Annotated in this window: 16 protein-coding genes; 11 read left to right on the top strand and 5 right to left on the bottom strand. The window is 48.1% G+C overall.

All coding sequences use genetic code 11. The features are described from left to right. The first annotated feature begins 115 nt into the window (after nt 1–115). Complete coding sequence (locus QUB14_RS16350; protein ID WP_333218077.1) at nt 116–541, top strand: DUF309 domain-containing protein; 426 nt, start codon at nt 116–118, stop codon at nt 539–541. A 59-nt stretch (nt 542–600) separates the two neighbouring features. Then, a complete protein-coding gene (locus tag QUB14_RS16355; RefSeq protein ID WP_333218076.1) occupies nt 601–1257 on the top strand; it encodes an SMI1/KNR4 family protein in 657 nt (218 codons plus the stop codon). 319 nt (nt 1258–1576) lie between these two features. On the opposite strand, the gene QUB14_RS16360 is transcribed toward QUB14_RS16355, so the two are convergent. Then, complete coding sequence (locus tag QUB14_RS16360) at nt 1577–1708, bottom strand: hypothetical protein (RefSeq protein WP_333297252.1); 132 nt, start codon at nt 1706–1708, stop codon at nt 1577–1579. A 156-nt stretch (nt 1709–1864) separates the two neighbouring features. Between QUB14_RS16360 and QUB14_RS16365 the strand changes: the two genes are divergently transcribed. From QUB14_RS16365 to QUB14_RS16375, 3 genes are all read left to right on the top strand, one after another. Further along, nucleotides 1865–2377 (top strand): LptA/OstA family protein, encoded by a 513-nt coding sequence (locus tag QUB14_RS16365; RefSeq protein WP_333218075.1) that lies wholly within the window; start codon nt 1865–1867, stop codon nt 2375–2377. Between the two features lie 173 nt (nt 2378–2550). Further along, nucleotides 2551–3279 carry an LPS export ABC transporter ATP-binding protein gene (gene lptB / locus QUB14_RS16370; protein ID WP_333218074.1) on the top strand — a complete coding sequence of 243 codons (729 nt, stop codon included), beginning with the start codon at nt 2551–2553 and terminating at the stop codon, nt 3277–3279. A gap of 81 nt (nt 3280–3360) precedes the next feature. Continuing rightward, a complete protein-coding gene (locus tag QUB14_RS16375) occupies nt 3361–4527 on the top strand; it encodes an LptF/LptG family permease (protein WP_333218073.1) in 1167 nt (388 codons plus the stop codon). A gap of 83 nt (nt 4528–4610) precedes the next feature. Here QUB14_RS16375 and QUB14_RS16380 read toward each other — a convergent pair whose 3' ends face one another. The 4 genes from QUB14_RS16380 to QUB14_RS16395 all read right to left on the bottom strand — a co-directional run bounded on the left by QUB14_RS16380 (nt 4611) and on the right by QUB14_RS16395 (nt 13832). Then, the gene (locus QUB14_RS16380; protein ID WP_333218072.1) at nt 4611–7424 is read right to left on the bottom strand and encodes a pPIWI_RE module domain-containing protein; all 2814 of its coding nucleotides are present in this window, start codon (nt 7422–7424) and stop codon (nt 4611–4613) included. Beyond that, a complete protein-coding gene (locus QUB14_RS16385; RefSeq protein WP_333218070.1) occupies nt 7414–10938 on the bottom strand; it encodes a pPIWI_RE_Z domain-containing protein in 3525 nt (1174 codons plus the stop codon). Before QUB14_RS16385 ends, QUB14_RS16380 begins: the two co-directional genes overlap by 11 nt. Further along, complete coding sequence (locus QUB14_RS16390; protein ID WP_333218068.1) at nt 10922–12244, bottom strand: restriction endonuclease-related protein; 1323 nt, start codon at nt 12242–12244, stop codon at nt 10922–10924. The genes QUB14_RS16385 and QUB14_RS16390 overlap by 17 nt, the downstream gene beginning before the upstream one ends. Nucleotides 12245–12461: 217 nt before the next feature. Next, nucleotides 12462–13832, bottom strand: coding sequence for a hypothetical protein (locus QUB14_RS16395; RefSeq protein WP_333218066.1), 1371 nt, complete (start codon nt 13830–13832; stop codon nt 12462–12464). A 463-nt stretch (nt 13833–14295) separates the two neighbouring features. On the opposite strand from QUB14_RS16395, the gene pgl reads away from it, so the two are divergent. The 6 genes from pgl (at nt 14296) to QUB14_RS16425 (ending at nt 18559) form a co-directional block, all read left to right on the top strand. Continuing rightward, nucleotides 14296–15015 (top strand): 6-phosphogluconolactonase, encoded by a 720-nt coding sequence (gene pgl, locus QUB14_RS16400; protein WP_190738082.1) that lies wholly within the window; start codon nt 14296–14298, stop codon nt 15013–15015. A gap of 206 nt (nt 15016–15221) precedes the next feature. Then, on the top strand, nt 15222–16013 hold the full coding sequence (locus QUB14_RS16405; RefSeq protein WP_333218065.1) for an FHA domain-containing protein: 792 nt from the start codon (nt 15222–15224) through the stop codon (nt 16011–16013). An 82-nt stretch (nt 16014–16095) separates the two neighbouring features. After that, nucleotides 16096–16587, top strand: coding sequence for an FHA domain-containing protein (locus tag QUB14_RS16410; protein WP_190660882.1), 492 nt, complete (start codon nt 16096–16098; stop codon nt 16585–16587). Between the two features lie 55 nt (nt 16588–16642). After that, on the top strand, nt 16643–17380 hold the full coding sequence (locus QUB14_RS16415; RefSeq protein ID WP_190660880.1) for a PRC-barrel domain-containing protein: 738 nt from the start codon (nt 16643–16645) through the stop codon (nt 17378–17380). Between the two features lie 169 nt (nt 17381–17549). Then, the gene (locus QUB14_RS16420; RefSeq protein WP_333218063.1) at nt 17550–18110 is read left to right on the top strand and encodes a hypothetical protein; all 561 of its coding nucleotides are present in this window, start codon (nt 17550–17552) and stop codon (nt 18108–18110) included. Next, nucleotides 18107–18559: an FHA domain-containing protein gene (locus QUB14_RS16425; RefSeq protein ID WP_333218061.1), complete on the top strand. Its 453-nt coding sequence runs from the start codon at nt 18107–18109 to the stop codon at nt 18557–18559. The genes QUB14_RS16420 and QUB14_RS16425 overlap by 4 nt, the downstream gene beginning before the upstream one ends. Nucleotides 18560–18623: the final 64 nt, after the last annotated feature.

An 18623-nucleotide genomic window follows, 5' to 3' on the forward strand; every position in this document is an offset into this window, starting at 1 on the left:
GCAGTTTTGAAAACAGGTGGTTATTTTTCCTATTCTTAAGACTTAGCTATAAAAAAAATCGATCGCCGCCTACTCAAACACATATCCGCCATCAAAAATCCCAATCTCCAATCGAATGACAGAGGAAATGCCGATCGAGTTTTGGCAAGGTATCGAACAGTTTAACAGCCAAGACTTTTATGCTTGTCACGACACGCTAGAGGCTTTGTGGATGGAAGCTGGCGAGCCTGAAAAAAGGTTTTATCAGGGAATATTGCAAATCGCCGTCGCGCTTTATCACTTAGGAAATCAAAACTGGCGCGGTGCAGTAATCTTGCTGGGAGAAGGAATAAATCGGCTCAGTTATTATCAGCCGAGTTATGCAGGAATTGCCGTTGAAGACTTGCTCGGACAAAGTGCTAAAATTTTGAGCGCTTTGCAACAAGCTGGTCCGGAAAAAGTCGCTGAATTTGTGCCACTTTTAACAGGTAAAGAAGTTGGTGGCTTGCAATTGCCGCGAATTTTCAAAGTAGAACAAATACAGCATATTCCAAGTTTATGAATTATAATAGCAACAATTGGCCAAGTCGAGCGCCCGCTCTAGAGTGGTGATTGAATTTAGTGTATCACATTTACACGAAATTGGGTGTAATAAATAATAGGAGTTCAAAAGATATTAAAGAATTAGCACAACTGCTTGGACGCTTGCGGCACACAGATAAAAATTTTTGCGTGTTCGGCACAAATTCTCACCAATACAAACTGGGACCAACGCTTTCGGAAGCCGAGTTGCAGAGTTTTGAGCAGAAACATCAAGTCAAGCTGCCCGAAGATTACCGTTTATTCTTGAAAGAAATTGGCAACGGTGGAGCAGGGCCATTTTACGGTTTAGAGCCTCTTGAAGAGGCAGCACAGTATCGTGACTTAAGCAAACCGTTCCCATTCATCAAAGCAACACACTCTTATTCAGATGAGGAGTTGGAGGAGTGGGGAGATAGAGACGAATACCCCGGCGTGTTGGATCTCTGCCATCAGGGTTGCGCCATTTACTGTTATTTGGTCGTAAACGGCCCCGCATACAGCACGATGTGGGTCGGCAGAGAGGATTTCTATCCAATGGAATTGTCTTTTGGCAGATGGTATCGGGGCTGGGTTGAGAAGGCATTGCGGACTCTTGAGAACGAGCTACCTGTGGATAACCTCGCGTTGGGAATGTCAAAAAAAACAAATCTTAGCGGCAGTGGGAGGCGACTGGAAAGAAGGAAAAGCCCTTGGTAACTCAATTTATTTATTTGAAGCCACAGAAATCCCGGCTCAACTTGAGTTAAACGAAGACAAGATACTTATCAAAATCAATCGTTGGTCTTCTATCTGAACGTGGCAGTAAGAATGCAAGTATTTAAGCGTTCGCAAACCCGGAACGGGCATGATTCTACAGTTCATTGCCCTAATTGTTACCGATTAATTATTAGTTAACTGCGGATTTTTGCATAACAGCTTTCTACCTTCGGGGAGCTTATGCCTTCTACTTTCGGAGCCGGCCCGAAACTTCCCGCTCCGGGCAGCCGTCAAAAAACTTGCAAATCCTGCAAATGGGCTAAACAGGCAAAGAAAGTGGCTCCTGTGTTGCTAGGATAATTGGTTGAGACTCTTGGGTCAAGCGATCGACAAGTCCGAAAGTCTTTCCGACCGTTAAAATAAAATATTTAACTGATAAGCTGTTGTGCATCTAATCTCCATCAAGAAAAGTGTCCCGGTTGCCGTGTCCGCCGTCCTTCACTCAGTCTCAACAGACAAGTTAAATGCTCCCGGTAGCTGATCTGTCAGTGTCAAAACTGGAGGTAATGCCCTTCAGCAATTTTATAAATTTTGAGGCTTGTAAGCTATGATGCCCTCCGCTAAACTACTCAATTCCCGAATATTCAAAGGATTATCGCTGCTGTTGCCCCTCACTCTGGCAAGCGCGATTGCCTCTCCCACCTACCCGCAAGCCGGGCTGCCCCGCACTCTTTCCGTGCGATCGGACATCCAAGAAGCCGACTCCAAAACCGGCATCGTGACAGCCCGCGGCAACGTCCAAATCAACTATCCAGCCCGCCAAATACAAGCAACCGCAGCTCAAGCTCAATACTTCAGCCGCGAGCGCCGCATCATTCTCAGCGGAGATGTTTACGTATTGCAGCAGGGCAACAGCCTGCGCGGCGAAACCATAACATACCTCATCGACGAAGGGCGGTTTATTGCCCTGCCAGACAATCCAGGACAGGTAGAATCTGTCTATCTGGTTGCCCCGGAACAAGATTCAGCCGCCCAAAACGCGATCGGCCCCAAACCAGCGCCGGTTAATCCCAATCCCGGTGCTAAACCGCCCGCACGTCCCCGAACAGCTCCCAAGTAAAAACCGCTGGTAGCAGCGAAATTTCGCATCGGCAAAAACATATTACTTGGGATAGATGCGAAGTTTCGTTTTGAAAAAAATAAGAAGCTGGAGATTGTAAAATATCAACTTGAGACTCGATCGCACAAAGCCGCAGTCTGAAATTTAGCTTGTAGAGGTTGCCGGGAGCGAAAATGAAAATTGTACTCGAAAACATTCACAAATCCTACGGAAAACGCAATGTAGTCAGTCGCGTCAACCTTTCGGTAGCCCAAGGAGAAATCGTAGGACTGCTCGGCCCCAACGGTGCCGGCAAAACCACAACATTTTACATAGCAACCGGATTAGAAAAACCCAATCAAGGGACTGTTTGGCTCAACGATTTAGACATCACTAAATTGGCGATGCACCAGCGAGCGCATTTGGGAATTGGCTATCTGGCTCAAGAAGCAAGCATTTTCCGCAACATGAGCGTGCGCGACAACATTTTGTTAGTCCTAGAACAAACTCAAGTGCCGCGCTGGGAATGGAAAGATCGAGTGGATTTCCTATTGCAAGAATTTCGCTTAGAAAAAATAGCATCCAGTTTGGGAATTCAAATATCGGGGGGAGAAAGGCGGCGGACTGAACTAGCGAGAGCCTTAGCTGCTGGGCGAGACGGCCCGATGTTTCTATTTTTAGACGAACCGTTTGCAGGCGTCGATCCGATCGCCGTAGACGAAATTCAAACCATTATTTCCAAACTGCGCGATCGCCAAATCGGCATCCTCATCACGGATCACAACGTCCGAGAAACCCTCGAAATTACCGATCGAGCCTACATCATGCGAGACGGCCAAATTTTAGCCTCCGGGGCAGAAGAAGAACTCTACAGCAACCCTTTGGTGCGGCAGTATTACTTGGGCGACAGCTTCGTGCGATAGTCTTTTGAATGCCTTCGGCAAACCGTCGAATTTGAGATTTTAGATTTTATATTGAGGAACAATCTGCGACAACGCGCCACTATGAAAATAGCAATATCCAATTCTTTGAATCCCATCAACTGGCTGCCGAGAATTTCAGTAATGGACTGGTACATTACCAAAGAACTAATCGGGCCATTTCTCTTTGGCGTCGGACTCTTTACATCCGTCGCCGTCACAGTTGGAGCCTTATTTGAATTAGTCCGCAGAGTAACAGAATCCGGCCTCCCCTACACCGCCGCCCTAGAAATTTTTCTCCTGCAAATTCCCTACTTCGTAGTATTGGCTTTCCCCATGTCAATGCTGCTAGCAACCTTAATGGCCTACAGCCGAATGTCCAGCGACAGCGAACTCATCGCCCTCCGCAGTTGCGGAGTTAGCGTTTACCGATTGATACTGCCCGCAGTGATTATGAGTTTAATTGTTGCCGGCTTCACCTTTGCTTTGCAAGAGTTAGTCGTACCCGCCGCCAGCTACAGAGCTACTGTGACTTTAGACAGAGCCCTGAAGCGAGAAAAACCGATATTTCAAGATAGAAATATTATCTACACAGAATTTCGCAAACCAGAAAAAGGCGGCGACGAAACCCTGGCCCGCTTTTTTTATGCAGAACAGTTTGACGGCCAGCGAATGAAAGGTTTAACAATTATCGATCGCTCCACCCCAGGCCTCAATCAAATCGTTTCTTCAGAATCAGCTACTTGGAATCCCTCAGAAAATACCTGGGATTTTTTTAACGGAACCGCTTATATAGTTGCTCCTGACGGTTCTTACCGCAATATAGTTAGGTTTCAACACCAGCAGTTGCAACTCCCCCGCACGCCCTTAGATTTAGCTGCTAGAGCGCGGGATTTCAAGGAAATGAACATTGCCCAAGCTTTAGAGCGTTTGGATATCCTTAAAAACAGCGGCGACGAACCGCAAATTCGCAAATTAAAGGTGCGAATTCAAGAAAAATATGCTTTTCCTTTCGTGTGCATGGTATTTGGTGTAGTGGGAGCCGCTTTGGGAACTCAACCGCGCCGATCCGGCAAGGGTACGAGTTTTGGTATTAGCGTGGTTGTGATTTTCACTTACTATGTATTTTCTTTCATGACCAGTTCTATGGGCGTGAAAGCTGTTTTGACTCCGATTCTGTCGGCTTGGCTGCCGATCATGTTTGGCTTGGGAATCGGGGGATTGTTGTTGGTGCGGGCCGCGTCGCGCTAGTGAATTAGATATCTCCAAAAACTCTTGTGGGGTGTCCCGACAGCCGAGAGAGTTTCTCTTTTGGAGAGATATATTGACAGATATTAGTCCGCTGCTAAATCTTCTGACTCCTCAGATTCCTCTGAGTCCTCTAATTCCACAATATCTTTGGCACTCACCGCATACTCTTTGGCTAAAGTGGCAAAGGGAAATGGGAACGGCAGAGAAACTTCATCCGCAAAATACGGCCAGCGGTCTCTCAGATTGTGGACGAAACAAGCTAATTTGCTGCCCTCAATTCCTGGGGAATGAACAACGGCTATCTCTAAAGGTTTGGGATTTCCAGGTTGCTTGCTGCCATTATCGAGCCGAGACTCTAACCGACGTAATAAGCCCTGTTCTGTAGTTAACCCCTTCCTCATGCTTAGATAAAGCGCATTTTCAGGGCTATTACACACACCCTCCCAACAAAATAAACCGTTGGCTCTGCTACCAGGAGAATCCTTGACAATACAAACAGGAACTTCACCCTCACCCGCAATTCGCAACCGCACAACCCACAGACGATTTTGTTCAGATTCTGTCATGATGTGCCGTTTCAGTTCATCTGGTAAATTGTTGGCAGGTAGTTTGGGGTTTTGCAGCCACGCCAGCATTTTTCGGGCATTTTGGGCTTCTGCCATAAAAAGTACGCTGGGAATTTTATCCTTTTCTATTGAGGTACTTAGGCAATCTCTCAAACAGTCAGCTACAAATTTATTAAGAAACTGTTGTTCGCGTTTTTTGTCGCTAGACTGCTGTTGTTCGCCGATATCGCTCGTGATTTCATCAACATCCGAATCCGAATCCCATTTTTCCTTAATCAGGTGTCCAAGTCCGACTGGATACGATACCCATTTCGGGAATAAAGAAGGAGTGGTAACTTGTACGATTCCTGCGACTGGATTAACTCGCACCATTAATGCAACAGTCGCAGGGGTGTTGCTAGCAGTTGTTTTTCGAGTTCGGCGCAAAACTTGGAAGCACGTCAGCCACAAATTCGGATCGATGCCATCCTTCTCTAAATCAATTATCGGAGCAGGCAGAATCCCGAATTGTCGCAATAAATCCGAGACAGCTTTTTGTACTCGATGGGGGAAATTTATAATTTTATATTCTTCACCCTTTTTATTGTGAGCCGTTACTCCGTGAATGTGTTGGTTGACATAGCCAGCTTGCATTGCTCCAATTCTTAATGCTAACTTTGGATCTGACTCCGGCGGAAAGAATGATTTTTTAGGCTTGATTTCAATTAAGGCACCGCTGATTTCTTCCGCTTTTGGTAGGGATAAAAAAATCTGTATAACGCGATGTTCAATGAGATTAACTCGCTGTTTTTGGCGGTCGTTAGTTTTGACTGATGCACTATCCAAATCGAGTCTTTGCGTCAAGTCTTCGACGTGCTGAGTTTTGATGAGCAAGGAACCTTGAGGACTTTGATAAAGAGTCTGTTCTCCTTGCGCTCCGGAGAGAGTCTCATAAACCCGAGCATTCCCTGTTGGTGATAGATCGAGTAGCTGACAAATTTCAGCAATGAGTGCATCTCGACATCGTTGAGTTTCCCAGAGGATAAGTATTGTATGCAGGGGATTTGCGGCGGCACTAAATACAGCAGGTACAGCAATTTTTGGTCGCAGCATAGGGGTAGATAAATCGTTAGGGTTTTTAGGTGATTTATCATCTCTCTTTTTTGCTTCTCCCTTCTCCCAGAAAGGCACGTATGTGCCTGATATCCTTGTAGCTTCACCCACTCGTTTAATAGGGAAATTAGATTGCTCGATCTGATTTTGAATTGCCCGATCGATACTTGCTAAATCCCGCGGACTGACACCGGGCAAACAAGGTGCATCGCCACGATGCCGAGTGTCGTAGGCAATGGCTATTTGTATTCCCTCCGGTTCTTGGCCAAACACAGACCACTTGTGCTTTGGCTGTTTAACTAACTCTTTTGGGTCGGGAAGTGGGGAGTCATTAATCAGAAGTAACTCGCTGACGGCTCTAGGCCACAGTGGTGTCCCACCTGGACGCTTTTTCACAGGCAAAGGCATAAAACAGAACGGTTGTCGCACACCATCTAACCATCGGTGATTATCCCCAATCAAGGCAGTGACACCTCGGTACGGCAGACGCTCTAGAGGTTCTACAATCCACCGCCGAATTGAAAGTTGGTGGTAAATAATGGGTTCCCGACGCCAAGGAACTGTTTGTAGCTTAAAACGGATGACAAATGAGATATTTGCTGTACCGACTTCTTCGTTTTTCTCAATCAGCGACACCGGATGGGGAGGCCACGACATCAGTTCAGCACCCTTATTGAGGCTGACAACTCGGTAGAAGGTTAGTGGATAGCCATCGTTTTCACCAAAGCAGACTTGAGGATTTTCGAGAAATTTAACAGCTAGGTAATCGGGAAGTGCTTGGAAACGGATCTCATCATATTGATGTTCGGGCTGGCGCAGCAGAGAATAAGTTTTAGGCTCTTTCCAATGCCAATCTCGATCGTCTAGCTTTTCGAGACAGGAATCTACTTCCGCCTCTGCCAAACTCGTGCTAAATTCTTCTCGAAGCCAATCTTTGATAAATTCTGACAAATCAGAAAGGTCAGCCTTTTCTGTTGCAAACAGCCAAGTTGCACCCGGATGCTGCCAGCCATAACGCACCGTCTGGATAATTTGCGGGAAACTGGCCGCTATGATGCGATCGAGCGAGTACACAGGCACAGACGGATAACCTTTGCCAAGCAGTTTGACGCGCTTTTGTGCCAGAGATTTAGCAACTTGCTGCCATGCAGTAGGAACAATTAGGGAAAAGAGATTGTATTCCACGTCCTCAGTCAATTCCCAGGCTCCAGGGAGAAGGGTATTAAATTTAAATGTCATAGTGTAACTCCTTTGTTTCTTTGAGTGCATTTAAGAAAGCTCCGTAGAGCGATCGCGCGAGGGTGCTGTCACAGGGTGGTTTTCCTTCCCCCTCAACCGAATCTTGAAGTTCTTTGATAATTCCCGCCAAAAGTGAGGTAACAACGCTGTCGAGTTCCCCTTGGGCTGATTTCGGCGCGAATTTGACATCTAGGAAGTGAACAATGCAAGGAACACCGCCCCGCACCAAACGCCCGATGATTTGCCAGATACTCACTAATTGAGTCCAACAAAGTACAGAGCGTTCATCATCAGTCAACTGTTTGAAAGACATCGCCCGACAGTTCAAATCGAGCATCTTGTCTACTGCATATCTGTAAAATTCACTGTGAACATTTGCCAGGGTTAGAGTGTCGCCGCGCCGCCCAATTGGCTCGTACAAAGCGAAATTTGAGCAATTTTTCAGCGCCCAATTGTTGAGTTGCTGGACAGTGGTTTGCCAGTCATCGGGGACTGGCATCGGTCTGCTCAAAAATACCGCTGCTCCAAATGCTGCTATCCGGTTATCGTTGAGGATATTGTGACCCCGTTCTAAAGCCATTAAAGGTGCAATTACAATCTCAGTGGGAAGTTTGTTTAAATCCCGAATTTTACCCCGGCGAATCCCGCTTAAGTCAGCAGGAGCATTGTCGCGGCGGAGAACTTTAATTCCGTCAATATTTTCAACGGGGTAAATTGGTTTCAAAACTGACTCAACCTGTGCAGCTTCGTCGTAGCTGTTGGCGATCAGTAAAAGGCGTTTGCGAGCGTCCCACCGCTGCTGGTCTTGCTGTCCTTTATCTGTTAAAGTCTCAAATAGGCGATCGAGAAAACTCTGAGCTTGTCCCGGTCTGTTACAGATAGCCTTAACCATCTCCTCAGCCGCTTTTTTCCGCGCCGCAGGAGGCAATCCCGATAGGGCGATATCATTTCCAACAGCATTCTGCTGCGGTGTGAAAAAAAACTCACTTTCGCCAATTCCAGCATCGCCAGCTTGGTGATTATTAGAGGCAGGTTCTAACAATACTGTAGGTCTTTTCCGAATGTGATAAGCTGGAGCACCCGGAGCGTAGCTAGTACCTGAAATCAGCACTGTATGAGGGCCCTCCCAATCGTCAACAGCAAAAATAGTGGGGAAATTGAGGAGTAAATCGCGACCGACTCCAACGTAGCGAAAATACTCCAATTTGCCACCTCTGCTGCTGCGATCCGGCGTATATTTGAATCCCAAAATATTCCCCACAGGTGCAGATGGCAGCACCGGCAGATAGTCGTGGGGCGGGCGATAAACTAGGGAAAGACTGGTGTCGTGCAAATCAATAACGCGCGACTTCATTAAGGCGCTTAAATGGTCAACCAAAAAGGCTAACCGATTACTCAGCACAGCCACGAGAATTGCAAAGTACAAGTGGCGCGCTACTTCACCCAACTTAGTTTTATCGGCAATCGAAATTCCCAAAGATTCAAGCCATCTGTTTAGCCAATTAGCTACTTCAGCTAATGCCAAAGTCTCGCTTTCTGCACTCAACAAGGTAAAGGCAATATCTGAAAGTTCTCCTCCTTGGCGGCGGTTGAGAGGTGCTTGCAAAAAATTCTCTATTGTCTGCATAACCTGTTTGCGGCGCTGGCGTTCCTCGAAAGGCGGCAAACCGGCTTCAATCCGGTTCCGCCGCTGCTGACTGCGTTCTTTGCGGGTAAGTTTCGTTTTGGGTTCGCTATTTTCTGTCTCCGGTGGAGGTTCCAAGATGTCGCGGATAATGCGGGCAAATACAGAACGGCCCGTGAAGGGAGTTGAACCCAACCATTCAACGAGTTCGGATTGGTTGTGCAGCTTGGGAAGGATGATGTCAGCAGCCATTTGAGCGTAGTCGTGCGCTTTCTTTGCTGCTGCAACTAATTCAGCCGCCATGCTGCGGCGATCGGAATTGTAAATAGCATTGGCAAATTTAATTCCGAGTTTATTTAATAAGGAGTTTCCCGAAGCATCGACTAACACTTCATCCGGTGCAAAAGCTTCGTCAAATTGCACCTGTACCCGGTCAGCTTCGTCAACAAAGAGAAAGTGGCATTCGCGGTAAACAGCTTCAGCAAAAGTAAGATTTTCGTCAAAGCCCTGACGGGGAACGCGGGTATGAATGAAGCTGGCGGTTGTTAGCACCCACACGAAAGATTGAGCGATGTCTCGTTCTAGTTGGTGGCGCGGACACTTGTAATAAAAAGGACAGGTATATTTATCTTCTGTATCCCTTTCTTCCCAATCTTCTAAGTCTTCACTGTCTATTGCTTTTTCTTTTTGGTTGACGGTCACTTTTTGGTAAAGATTGTGACAGGGTTCCGCGCCAAATTCCCACTTATCTTCTGACTGTACTAAAGCTAATAAGGGACAAACAAAACTAAACCAGCGCCACGCAGGATGAATGGCTCCTTGTGCAATGTCCTCGCCCATTGTTGCGAGGATGGGTTCGTAAATTTTTTCCAAATGTTGAGAGCGCTCGCTCCCCAGTACGGGAGCCGCAGAAATCCCCATTCCGTGCCAAAACAAGGATGCGAGGCGCACTTGTGCAACCACATCATTAACAATTAAGGCGCAGCGATATCCCTGTTTTGCCAAATGGTAAATCAGAACTTCTAACAGTGTGGATTTGCCAACATTCAATAAACCGACAATGTGGACGAGTTGCTCTAGTTTCAGTTCGCTACCTGGGGAAAAATCATCAGTTGATGCGTCGTACAACCGCAAGGCAATTCCTCGAAGGCGACTGTGATAGTTTTCTGGGCTGTACCCCGATTCAGCCAGTTTACAATCCATTTCCTGGGCAGAAATCAGCAACTCTTCTAGGGTGACGGTATGAGAGGGATTGTTCTTAGTGCGCCTGGGGTGAAGAGATACCTGTGGCGCGGGTGCAAGATTAGCAACAGCTTGAGGAATATTGACAGGAACTTCAGCGGGAGAGTTACCTTTGTGGGAAATTTTGGCATACCAATACCCAGGCTTTGCCAGTTGGGTTTGTCGTTTTTTGTGCTGCGGGGTTGCTGATAGGGTTTGCTGATATAGCTGCAAGCGGCGGGGGTATGTACTTGAGGGAATTAATTGGGGTACTTCGCTGATATCTGTTAAGCTGAATATTCTCAAAATTTCAGGAATGCTGATGTATTCGCAGAGCGATCGCTCCCATTGATTCCCTTTCCGTCGCAGGAGATAAAAACGGGCTTTTTTTACCAGCAGCCAGTTAGCATCATTTAAGAGTGCTTCCACCGGAAACCGATATCCCGAAAGTAAAGCTGAGACTGAGGCTGCGGGTTCTTCAGGAGCTATTTCCCTCAGCAGTGTTAGGCCTAATTCCACTTCGGCAATCAGTTGGGCAAGACGGACAATTTCTCGCTGCTTTACCTTGGCATCATCGTCGGAAAGGCTAGAAGCCGCATAAGCTTTTAAGTCCTCAGAATTGCGGAGTGATTCCCGCAATTGTTTACTCCATTTAGCAAGATCGCGCACGGTTTCTATCCTCCATAATTTTTTCAGCCTGGGAGATGATTTCGCCAATCAGCATTAAGCGCACGCCACCTAATTCGGGTTCAAGTTGTTGGCGTACCACTTTAATCCGCAGTTTGTCTTCTCGCTCGTCAGGGAACACAACAAAGGTTTCTGTTGCATCAGGCCGGTACTTCACTTTCTGCAAGCGTTCCTCGTCGAGATATTCCCAATCTTTGACATCGATCGCCCAGCGAATTTTCTTGCTAAATTCCACCAGCAAGTCAAATTCATCTATCTCCGGCCACAGGGTGACGCGGATGCCCAATTTTGTGAGACTTTCTGCTAATTTAATTTCCCAAATTCCTGGGATGGTTCCGTAGCGATATACGCCTGGGGTAACGGCTTTCCAAGTTTCTGCCTCGTGTTTGGGAATTGGCGGCAGCGGTGGGAGATGAAGTTGGGCACTTAGCTGTTCGCAATTTTTGTTTCGGCAGCTATGGATTCCATCTCGGCGGCGGCGCATTAAATAGTTGCAGCGAGGACAAAAATGATAGGTGTTTTCTTCTGCTAAATCGACTAAATCGACATAGGTTTGTGATAAGAATTCGCGCAGGGGTCTGAGTTGGGATGAAGATAGGAGGCGGCGGTATTCGGGGTAGGGGAGGACGGGGCGATCGATAATTAGTTTCCGATAGGTTCGATAAGCATCTCCGAGTTGGTGTCCCCGACAGTATTCGAGGACATCTTGCAGGACTTTCTCTTGTACCTGCCTTTCTACATCGACACCTTTAACCTGCCACTGTTCGGCAAAGTGGGAAACTGACCCATCTTCGATGAGGGTGACATCGGTTGAAAGGTGTTTAATTTCTGCTGCTGGTTTCCACTCAACAACAGGATTTTTTGCCCAGTCAAAAAAATCTGGCAGGTTTGAGGGGACTTGTTCGTCTCCTTGCAATAAAGATGTTAAGTACATTCGGGACATCCCGATGCGGAGGGCTGTTGGGATGTGCGATGATCGCTTGCTGGGTTCTCGTTGTTCCCACTCTGCCAGTCCCGTCGCCAGATACCGCAAGGTTTCCGTTACGGATATTTGCACTTCGGGTTCTCCAGCTTCAGGGGCAAGCAGCCGGAGACTGCGGGCTGCATTGTCTTCCCATTCCACATCGATACCTCGCATTGTCTGCAACCAGCGTTGCACCGTTGCTTTCTGACGGGGCTGCATTGCCAGTTCTGTACACAACTCTTCCAGCGTTGGCCCTTGTTTGTGGATGCGAAACCACTCTCGCAGTACCTCAAGAATTTTGTCTCGGTGTTTTGTGATTTTCACGGGGTTCTCCTCCCCTTGTGAGGTTTGACCCATTCTGACACCCCTCTCACTGGCGCGTCAAGCAAATTTTTCAATGTTTCCACAATGTTTCTGATGTTTCCATTTTCTCGGATGAGATTGAACAGAAAATATAAAACCCCCGACATTTGAAAATGTCGAGGGGGAAAAGGGGGAAATTCATGAGTTCACCGCCCGCAGAGACGATACTAGAAGCAGTTCACGGATTAGAAAAAGTATTGAGTTCGCCACCGCCAATATAGCGTCCCGGACGCAGGGAGCGGGGTGTAACAAAAGGTTGAGGTTGAATGGGCTGCACGCCCTGATTTGTATTTTGGGGAACCACTCCAAAGTTAGGCGGCTCCGGCAAATTAAGCTGACTCGGTGGAGCTGTTTGAAATTGAGAATTCGCTGAATTGGGAGAGAATTGAGGGCTAATTATCTTGCTTGCCCCAATCCCACTTGGAAAAGGAGATGGACCGACACTGGGAAGTAGAGGTGTTGGTGAAGGTGTGGCTACTGGAAGTGCCGCAGGTTGAACTTCAGGTGCGAAGCTTGAGCCAGATAAATTAGTTTGGTAGGGATTTTTCGGCAAGGCCACCGTTGGAGCCGCTGCATTAATTTCGGGGAGGCTCGGTACTCGGGAATTTAACCCAGCCAAGGGTTCAGGGACTGTAGCTGTGGGGTTTAAGAATTCTTGAGATTCCTTGATCACAGTAGTTGTTGGAGCCACAAGTGGGGGAAGTGCTGTGGGAACACTCACAGGATTTGCTCCAGCTTGAGCTTTAGCGGTCGTTGGGAGCAAATTTGTCGCATTTACTGCTGCCGGATCGGAAGCCGGTCGATCGAGCAATGTAGCCGAGTCTGCTGTTTTCTCAGCCGAAGCCGCCGTTGCCGAAGTGTTAGCAACGACGTATTTTTTCATAGCTGCTTGCAGCGGACTCAAAGGCAGAGAATTTTCGTTTTTTTTATCTGAATTAGCATCACTCGACGCCTGCGATAAAGTTGCTGTCGCTGTACCCCCAGACTCAGGCTCGATCGTTTTTATCCCGGAAGTCAGTCTCCCACTGCCAGATAAACTCAATGCTGATGTTGCGTTTGAACTTGGCAAGCTGGAATTTTGAGGGTTATTGTTTCCGGCATCATCGACAGCAGGATTTGCTAAATTTGGCACAGGCAAAAATCCGCCGCTTCCTACCCGCTTGGGGGCCGAAGATGGCTGAGGAGTTTCTAAGCCCCGAGATCGAAGTTCCTCGAATAAACCTTTGCTTTTTACTACTGATGAATTTAACAAGTTCACTTCAGAAGCAGTAGAGCCATTAAACTGATTGACTAGCACTGGTAAGCTGTCGATTTCAGCCGCAATGGCGGTATCTTCAGCCGATAGCCCCGATAGCGAAGCTGGAGAGTTTGAGGCTGGTTCTTCTTCGCCATCTATGCTCAACCTTTCGGGATTTACAGATACCTCCCAGATAAATAACCCCCCTGCACAGAGGACGGCTAGGGGAGCCCAAACCGCCGGTTGGGTCCAGTGGCGCAACCGCGCTATTAGATAGCGGGCAGATGTAGGAAATCGCTTAATAATTGACATAGTTTTGCTTCCATCCGAGCGTGCGGATTTAAAACTATTTTTCCTAGTCTACCACATCAATCTTGATTATTTTTGCTATGCCGGGGTAAGTGCGATCGGGAGCATCTCGGTTTGGCTTTTACTGTCGGTGTGCGATCGTCCGGCTCGCTATATTTATAGACTTTGCTGTGCGGGACGGCTCGGACTCCCAAAAAACGCTTTTTACTTTCTGCAGAGATGCTCCGAGTAGGCTCAAACTTTTGATTGAAAGTTGCGAAAGCTCAATGCAACGGGTGAAAATCCATAAAGCACTGGTAGAAATATGTCTTGCTTTCGCCAAATCAAGGGGCATAAGATGATAAAATGTTATGCGATGCGGTGCCAGGTCTGCCGGGTCTGTCAGCAGCTCGACCTCAAACCAAAATGTCAAGGTAAAATTGGCAATTGCTGAGAATAACACCCAAGGAAAGTTGAGAGGAAATTAATGAAAAAAGTAGTTGAAGTATTAGCAAATCGGGAACAACTAATAGATCGATCGCTGGAGATTGTGCTGTCGAAAATCTCAGAAGCCATAGCAGAACGCGGACTTTGTACGATCGCCGCAGCGGGCGGAAGCACACCCGAACCCCTCTACAGAGCGATCGCAGCCCAAGACCTGCCCTGGGACAAAATTCACGTTTTCTGGGGCGACGAACGCTACGTTCCCCCAGAACACCCAGACAGCAATCAAAAAATGGCGCGCCTCGCGTGGCTCGATCGAGTGAATATCCCCGCCAGCAACATCCACCCCATGCCCACAGGCGCCGGCGACCCCGCAGCCGACGCTGCGGCGCACCAAACCGAATTACAGCAGTTCTTCAAAGTATCCGAGGGCGAGTTTCCTGCCTTCGACATCATTTTATTGGGCATAGGAGACGACGCCCACACAGCCTCTCTATTTCCTGGCACAGCAGCCTTGGAAGTCCGGGATGCCCTAGTAACTGTCGGCAACAAAGACGGTCAACCCCGCATTACCTTTACAGTTCCCTTAATCAACCGGGCCCGGTGCGTCATCTTCATGGTCGCAGGAGCCAGCAAACAACCCGCCCTTGCTCAAATTTTTGCCCCCGCAGCCGACGAAATGACCTATCCAGCCAGACTCGTTCAACCAGAAGGCGAACTTTGGTGGCTGCTCGATGCGGCGGCTGGCGAAGCAGTAAAATAGCCGACAGAGCCGCAAGCGTGCCAACACAGTCAGCATTATCACTAACTCAATCTTGCCCATCACAGCTAACGTCACGGCGTCAGCTCACTTGCTAGTATTAGCGAAGCAATATAAGAATTGTGGCGGTTAAAGTTAAAATTTGACCATATACACGAGTATTTTTATGAGGCTGATTTGAAAATCTGGCCGATAGCAAGGAGAAATCGATGATTGTCTGTCCCAATTGCAATCACCAGAACCCCGACGGGGCCAGCCAGTGTGAGGCTTGCTACACGCCTTTACCTGTTACCGCAATTTGCTCGAACTGCGGTGCAGCAGTTCAGACAGATGCAGCATTTTGCGGCCAGTGTGGCTTTAACTTGCGTCCGGGTTCCATAGTTCCAGAAGTTGAGGTAACAGTACCGTCCCCCTCGCCTGTAGGCCCCACAGTGGTATCGTCACCGGCGCCGGATTTAGTCCCACCCGATCCCCTGATGGCAATGGAACCTCTAGTTACCCTGAATAAGGGGCTCAACTTGGAAAAAACTCCCGCCAGCATTCCGACGATTCCCGATCCCCCGCCATCGCCCTCGGTTCCTGTTACAACTGAATCGGTGGCAACACCAGTAAATATCTCTCCTACGGTTCCGGGCCCACAGCCAGCAGGTGTAGCTAAAACTCAACTGCAACAGCAGTCGGCCCGCCTGCTACACGTTCAGACAAATACGCCGATGGAATTGCCTCACAGTCTGTCTGTGGTTCACATAGGCAAGCCAAATGACTTAGTACCGCCGGATATTGATGTTTCGGGATTTGCTAATTCTGAGATAGTTTCTCGGGTACACGCAAATCTCCGGGTGGAGGGAGATGCTTGCTACCTAGAAGATGTAGGCAGTTCCAACGGCACTTACGTCAACAATACTCCGCTACCCAAGGGAAACCGCCACCGGTTGCGACCGGGAGACCGCATCTCTCTGGGCAAAGGAGACCTGGTTACCTTTTTATTTCAAATCTCTTAGAGCGAGTTTGGATTGGGCGATCGAAAGTCTAAAATCTAAAATCGCATCTTGAGGCGCTCTACCAAAACTCAATGCTGCCAATGTGATTAAGCTGACCTTGCTACATCCACTCCAGTCTATACCCGTCCGCAGTTGGATCTTTGAAGACGAGCAGGTCGTCCGGATCGGGCGCTCGACCGAAAACCACGTCGTTCTTTTTAGCGCTGTGGTTTCTCGTCGCCACATCGAATTGCGGCGCAGCGGCATAACTTGGGAACTGATCAATTTAGGTACCAACGGCACTTACCTCGATGGTAAGCCGATCGCTAAGGTTCCCATTGTGGACGGTCTGATCGTTCACTTGGCTCGCTCAGGTCCGAAAATTCAAATCAACGTAGGCCCGAATCAGTCCTCAGTCCAGTTAGGACAAATTAGCGTCAAGCCAAGGGAGACTAAGGAAATTCACGCTCCCTCGGGCGGCGTGCAAATTAGCACGATTCCTGTTCCCGACCAAAAAGAAGTTGGCACTTCCAGGGAAGAGGAGGAGTTAACCCAGGCAGATAATAATCGCCATTATTCGGAAGAAGAATATTAAATCGGCTTCTTTGGACGATCGACATTTTTCAAAGGCGGCACTCAGGAGTTTATTTATGAGTACATCACCACAGATTGTTAGGCGCAGCGAACTGCTCAACCGCCGCACGATCGACCGCTCAACGGCGGAAGAGGTCGGCAGGGTAGATCGGGTTTGGCTCGATGCTCACTCCCAGCGGGCGATCGGCTTTACTTGCAAGTCGGGACTTTTAGGCAGCAAAAAAACTTGGTTCGCTTGGGCGCAAGTTGATACGGTGGGGGAAAATGTTTTTGTCACCATTAACCCGGAACTGCCGGAATTGCATCAGCCGGAACAAGCTGTTTGTCCGATCGGGCTTGAGGTGCTCACGGACGCTGGAAATAAGGCAGGTGCAGTGGTTGACTACCTATTTGATGTCCGCACGGGTTCAGTCACCAACTACCTATTTAAATCGAGCGGCTGGCGCGGTGTTTTAGACGACATTTACTTGTTACCTGTGGCAGCTATTTCGACCATCGGCAGCAAGCGGGCGATCGTCTCTGAAGCTGCTGTATCGGAGCCAGTGCAGTACGCGGAGGGACTGCACAAAAAAGTCGGTCTGGTAGCAGAGTTTTTACATGAAGATTTCGACAGAACTCTCAAAAATGTGGCCGGTGTGAAGCGGGGCGCTCAAAGTCTGGCGGAAAAATTCCAAGATAAAGCTCTAGAAGTCAGGGATGTAGCTCAAGAAAAAGTTGCAGAGTTGAAACGGCAAAGGCAGGAATCTGTCCGGCCAGAGCCGAACCCGAAGCCACCCGAGTCAGATTTGAGCTGAAGTTTGGCCTTCCCGCTCGCCCTGCGACTAATTGCCGATCGCATTTTGGGCCCGCGCGCGCGAGGAAGGTCGATCGGTATTTTCGCTATGAGAGATTGATGTGTTGTCGCTCAAAATTCCAGTGCTGCTCAAAGCATTGTATTTTAAAGGTATCGCATCAATAAGGAAAATGTTAGCAACTCGAAAAGACCTATGCTGTTTGATACAACCAACAAGTATTTTATCTAGAGCCCCCAGCATTAATAATTGGTTAACTTCTTTCTTTACAAACCGCGATTCCTCGATCGTTGACTGTCGCCCGCTCGAGAACTCGAATCAGCGCTGCAACCAGCGCGGGTCTGAGTTAAATTCTCTGGTTCGTCAGCGGGAAAAGGGTGATTTGGGCGATCGAATTGAGCGGCTCACCCATGCGAACAATCGCTCCCTCCCAGACCACATTAATCAAGCGGTTAATACCGCTGTCAATCACTGGGACGTTCACCCGATTAATAACATCGTGTTTGGTTGTTACCGAGGACAGCAAAAATTTGCGCCTGCGCCAAAAGCTAACCATCAAACGTTTGTTCAAATGCCTCAAGCAGCCAAAAGTTCAACTTTTACGGCACACCGAGGGAATCATGGCGCACTGACGACGCCTTTAAAAATCAAATTTTTTGCAGTTTTCTGCCAAAAAATCTCTCTGGAAGTATCCCCGTTTCTGTCTGGCGGTGGAGTGTCAAAACATCAGTGATTACCTTAACTCTTTTACATCCTATCCAGTCTGTCGCGGTTCAAAGTTGGTGTTTTGAATCAGAACCGGTGGTTCGGATCGGTCGATCGAACGACAATGATGTAATTATTTACAGCGCTGTAGTTTCCCGCCACCATGTAGAGCTGTGGAATCACGCCAATGGCTGGGAAATTATTAATTTTGGTGCTAACGGCACTTATGTAGATGATAGACCGATCGCTCAGGTGTCAGTTGTGGACGGGATGACAATTCGCTTGGGCAACTCCGGGCCAAAAATCAGGATTGGGGTGGCCGCCACGAATCAACCGAGCAAAATAATCAAGCCACCGCAGCAGGATCTCCGTCAAAAGGAGGAAGTTTCAAAAAACAGGTCAACTGCTTGGCCTGGGGGCGTGGGAATCATCGAAGACGATGAACATGGGGGGCTGACTCACATCGATCTTGACTGACAGGCAGCTATCTATCCGTGCGGGCTAGTTCAAAATTCGAGCGTCTAACTAATATTTTGGTAAG

This window comes from Microcoleus sp. B3-D2 (assembly GCF_036705345.1).
Classification (GTDB): Bacteria; Cyanobacteriota; Cyanobacteriia; order Cyanobacteriales; family Microcoleaceae; genus Microcoleus.

Bases quoted from the DNA above. Each gene is read 5' to 3' on its own strand.
- QUB14_RS16395 (WP_333218066.1), bottom strand. From the start codon at position 13,832: ATGTCAATTATTAAGCGATTTCCTACATCTGCCCGCTATCTAATAGCG.
- QUB14_RS16420 (WP_333218063.1), top strand. From the start codon at position 17,550: ATGTTAGCAACTCGAAAAGACCTATGCTGTTTGATACAACCAACAAGT.
- QUB14_RS16365 (WP_333218075.1), top strand. From the start codon at position 1,865: ATGATGCCCTCCGCTAAACTACTCAATTCCCGAATATTCAAAGGATTA.
- QUB14_RS16380 (WP_333218072.1), bottom strand. From the start codon at position 7,424: ATGACATTTAAATTTAATACCCTTCTCCCTGGAGCCTGGGAATTGACT.
- lptB (WP_333218074.1), top strand. From the start codon at position 2,551: ATGAAAATTGTACTCGAAAACATTCACAAATCCTACGGAAAACGCAAT.
- pgl (WP_190738082.1), top strand. From the start codon at position 14,296: ATGAAAAAAGTAGTTGAAGTATTAGCAAATCGGGAACAACTAATAGAT.
- QUB14_RS16360 (WP_333297252.1), bottom strand. From the start codon at position 1,708: ATGCACAACAGCTTATCAGTTAAATATTTTATTTTAACGGTCGGAAAG.
- QUB14_RS16375 (WP_333218073.1), top strand. From the start codon at position 3,361: ATGAAAATAGCAATATCCAATTCTTTGAATCCCATCAACTGGCTGCCG.
- QUB14_RS16350 (WP_333218077.1), top strand. From the start codon at position 116: ATGACAGAGGAAATGCCGATCGAGTTTTGGCAAGGTATCGAACAGTTT.
- QUB14_RS16405 (WP_333218065.1), top strand. From the start codon at position 15,222: ATGATTGTCTGTCCCAATTGCAATCACCAGAACCCCGACGGGGCCAGC.
- QUB14_RS16415 (WP_190660880.1), top strand. From the start codon at position 16,643: ATGAGTACATCACCACAGATTGTTAGGCGCAGCGAACTGCTCAACCGC.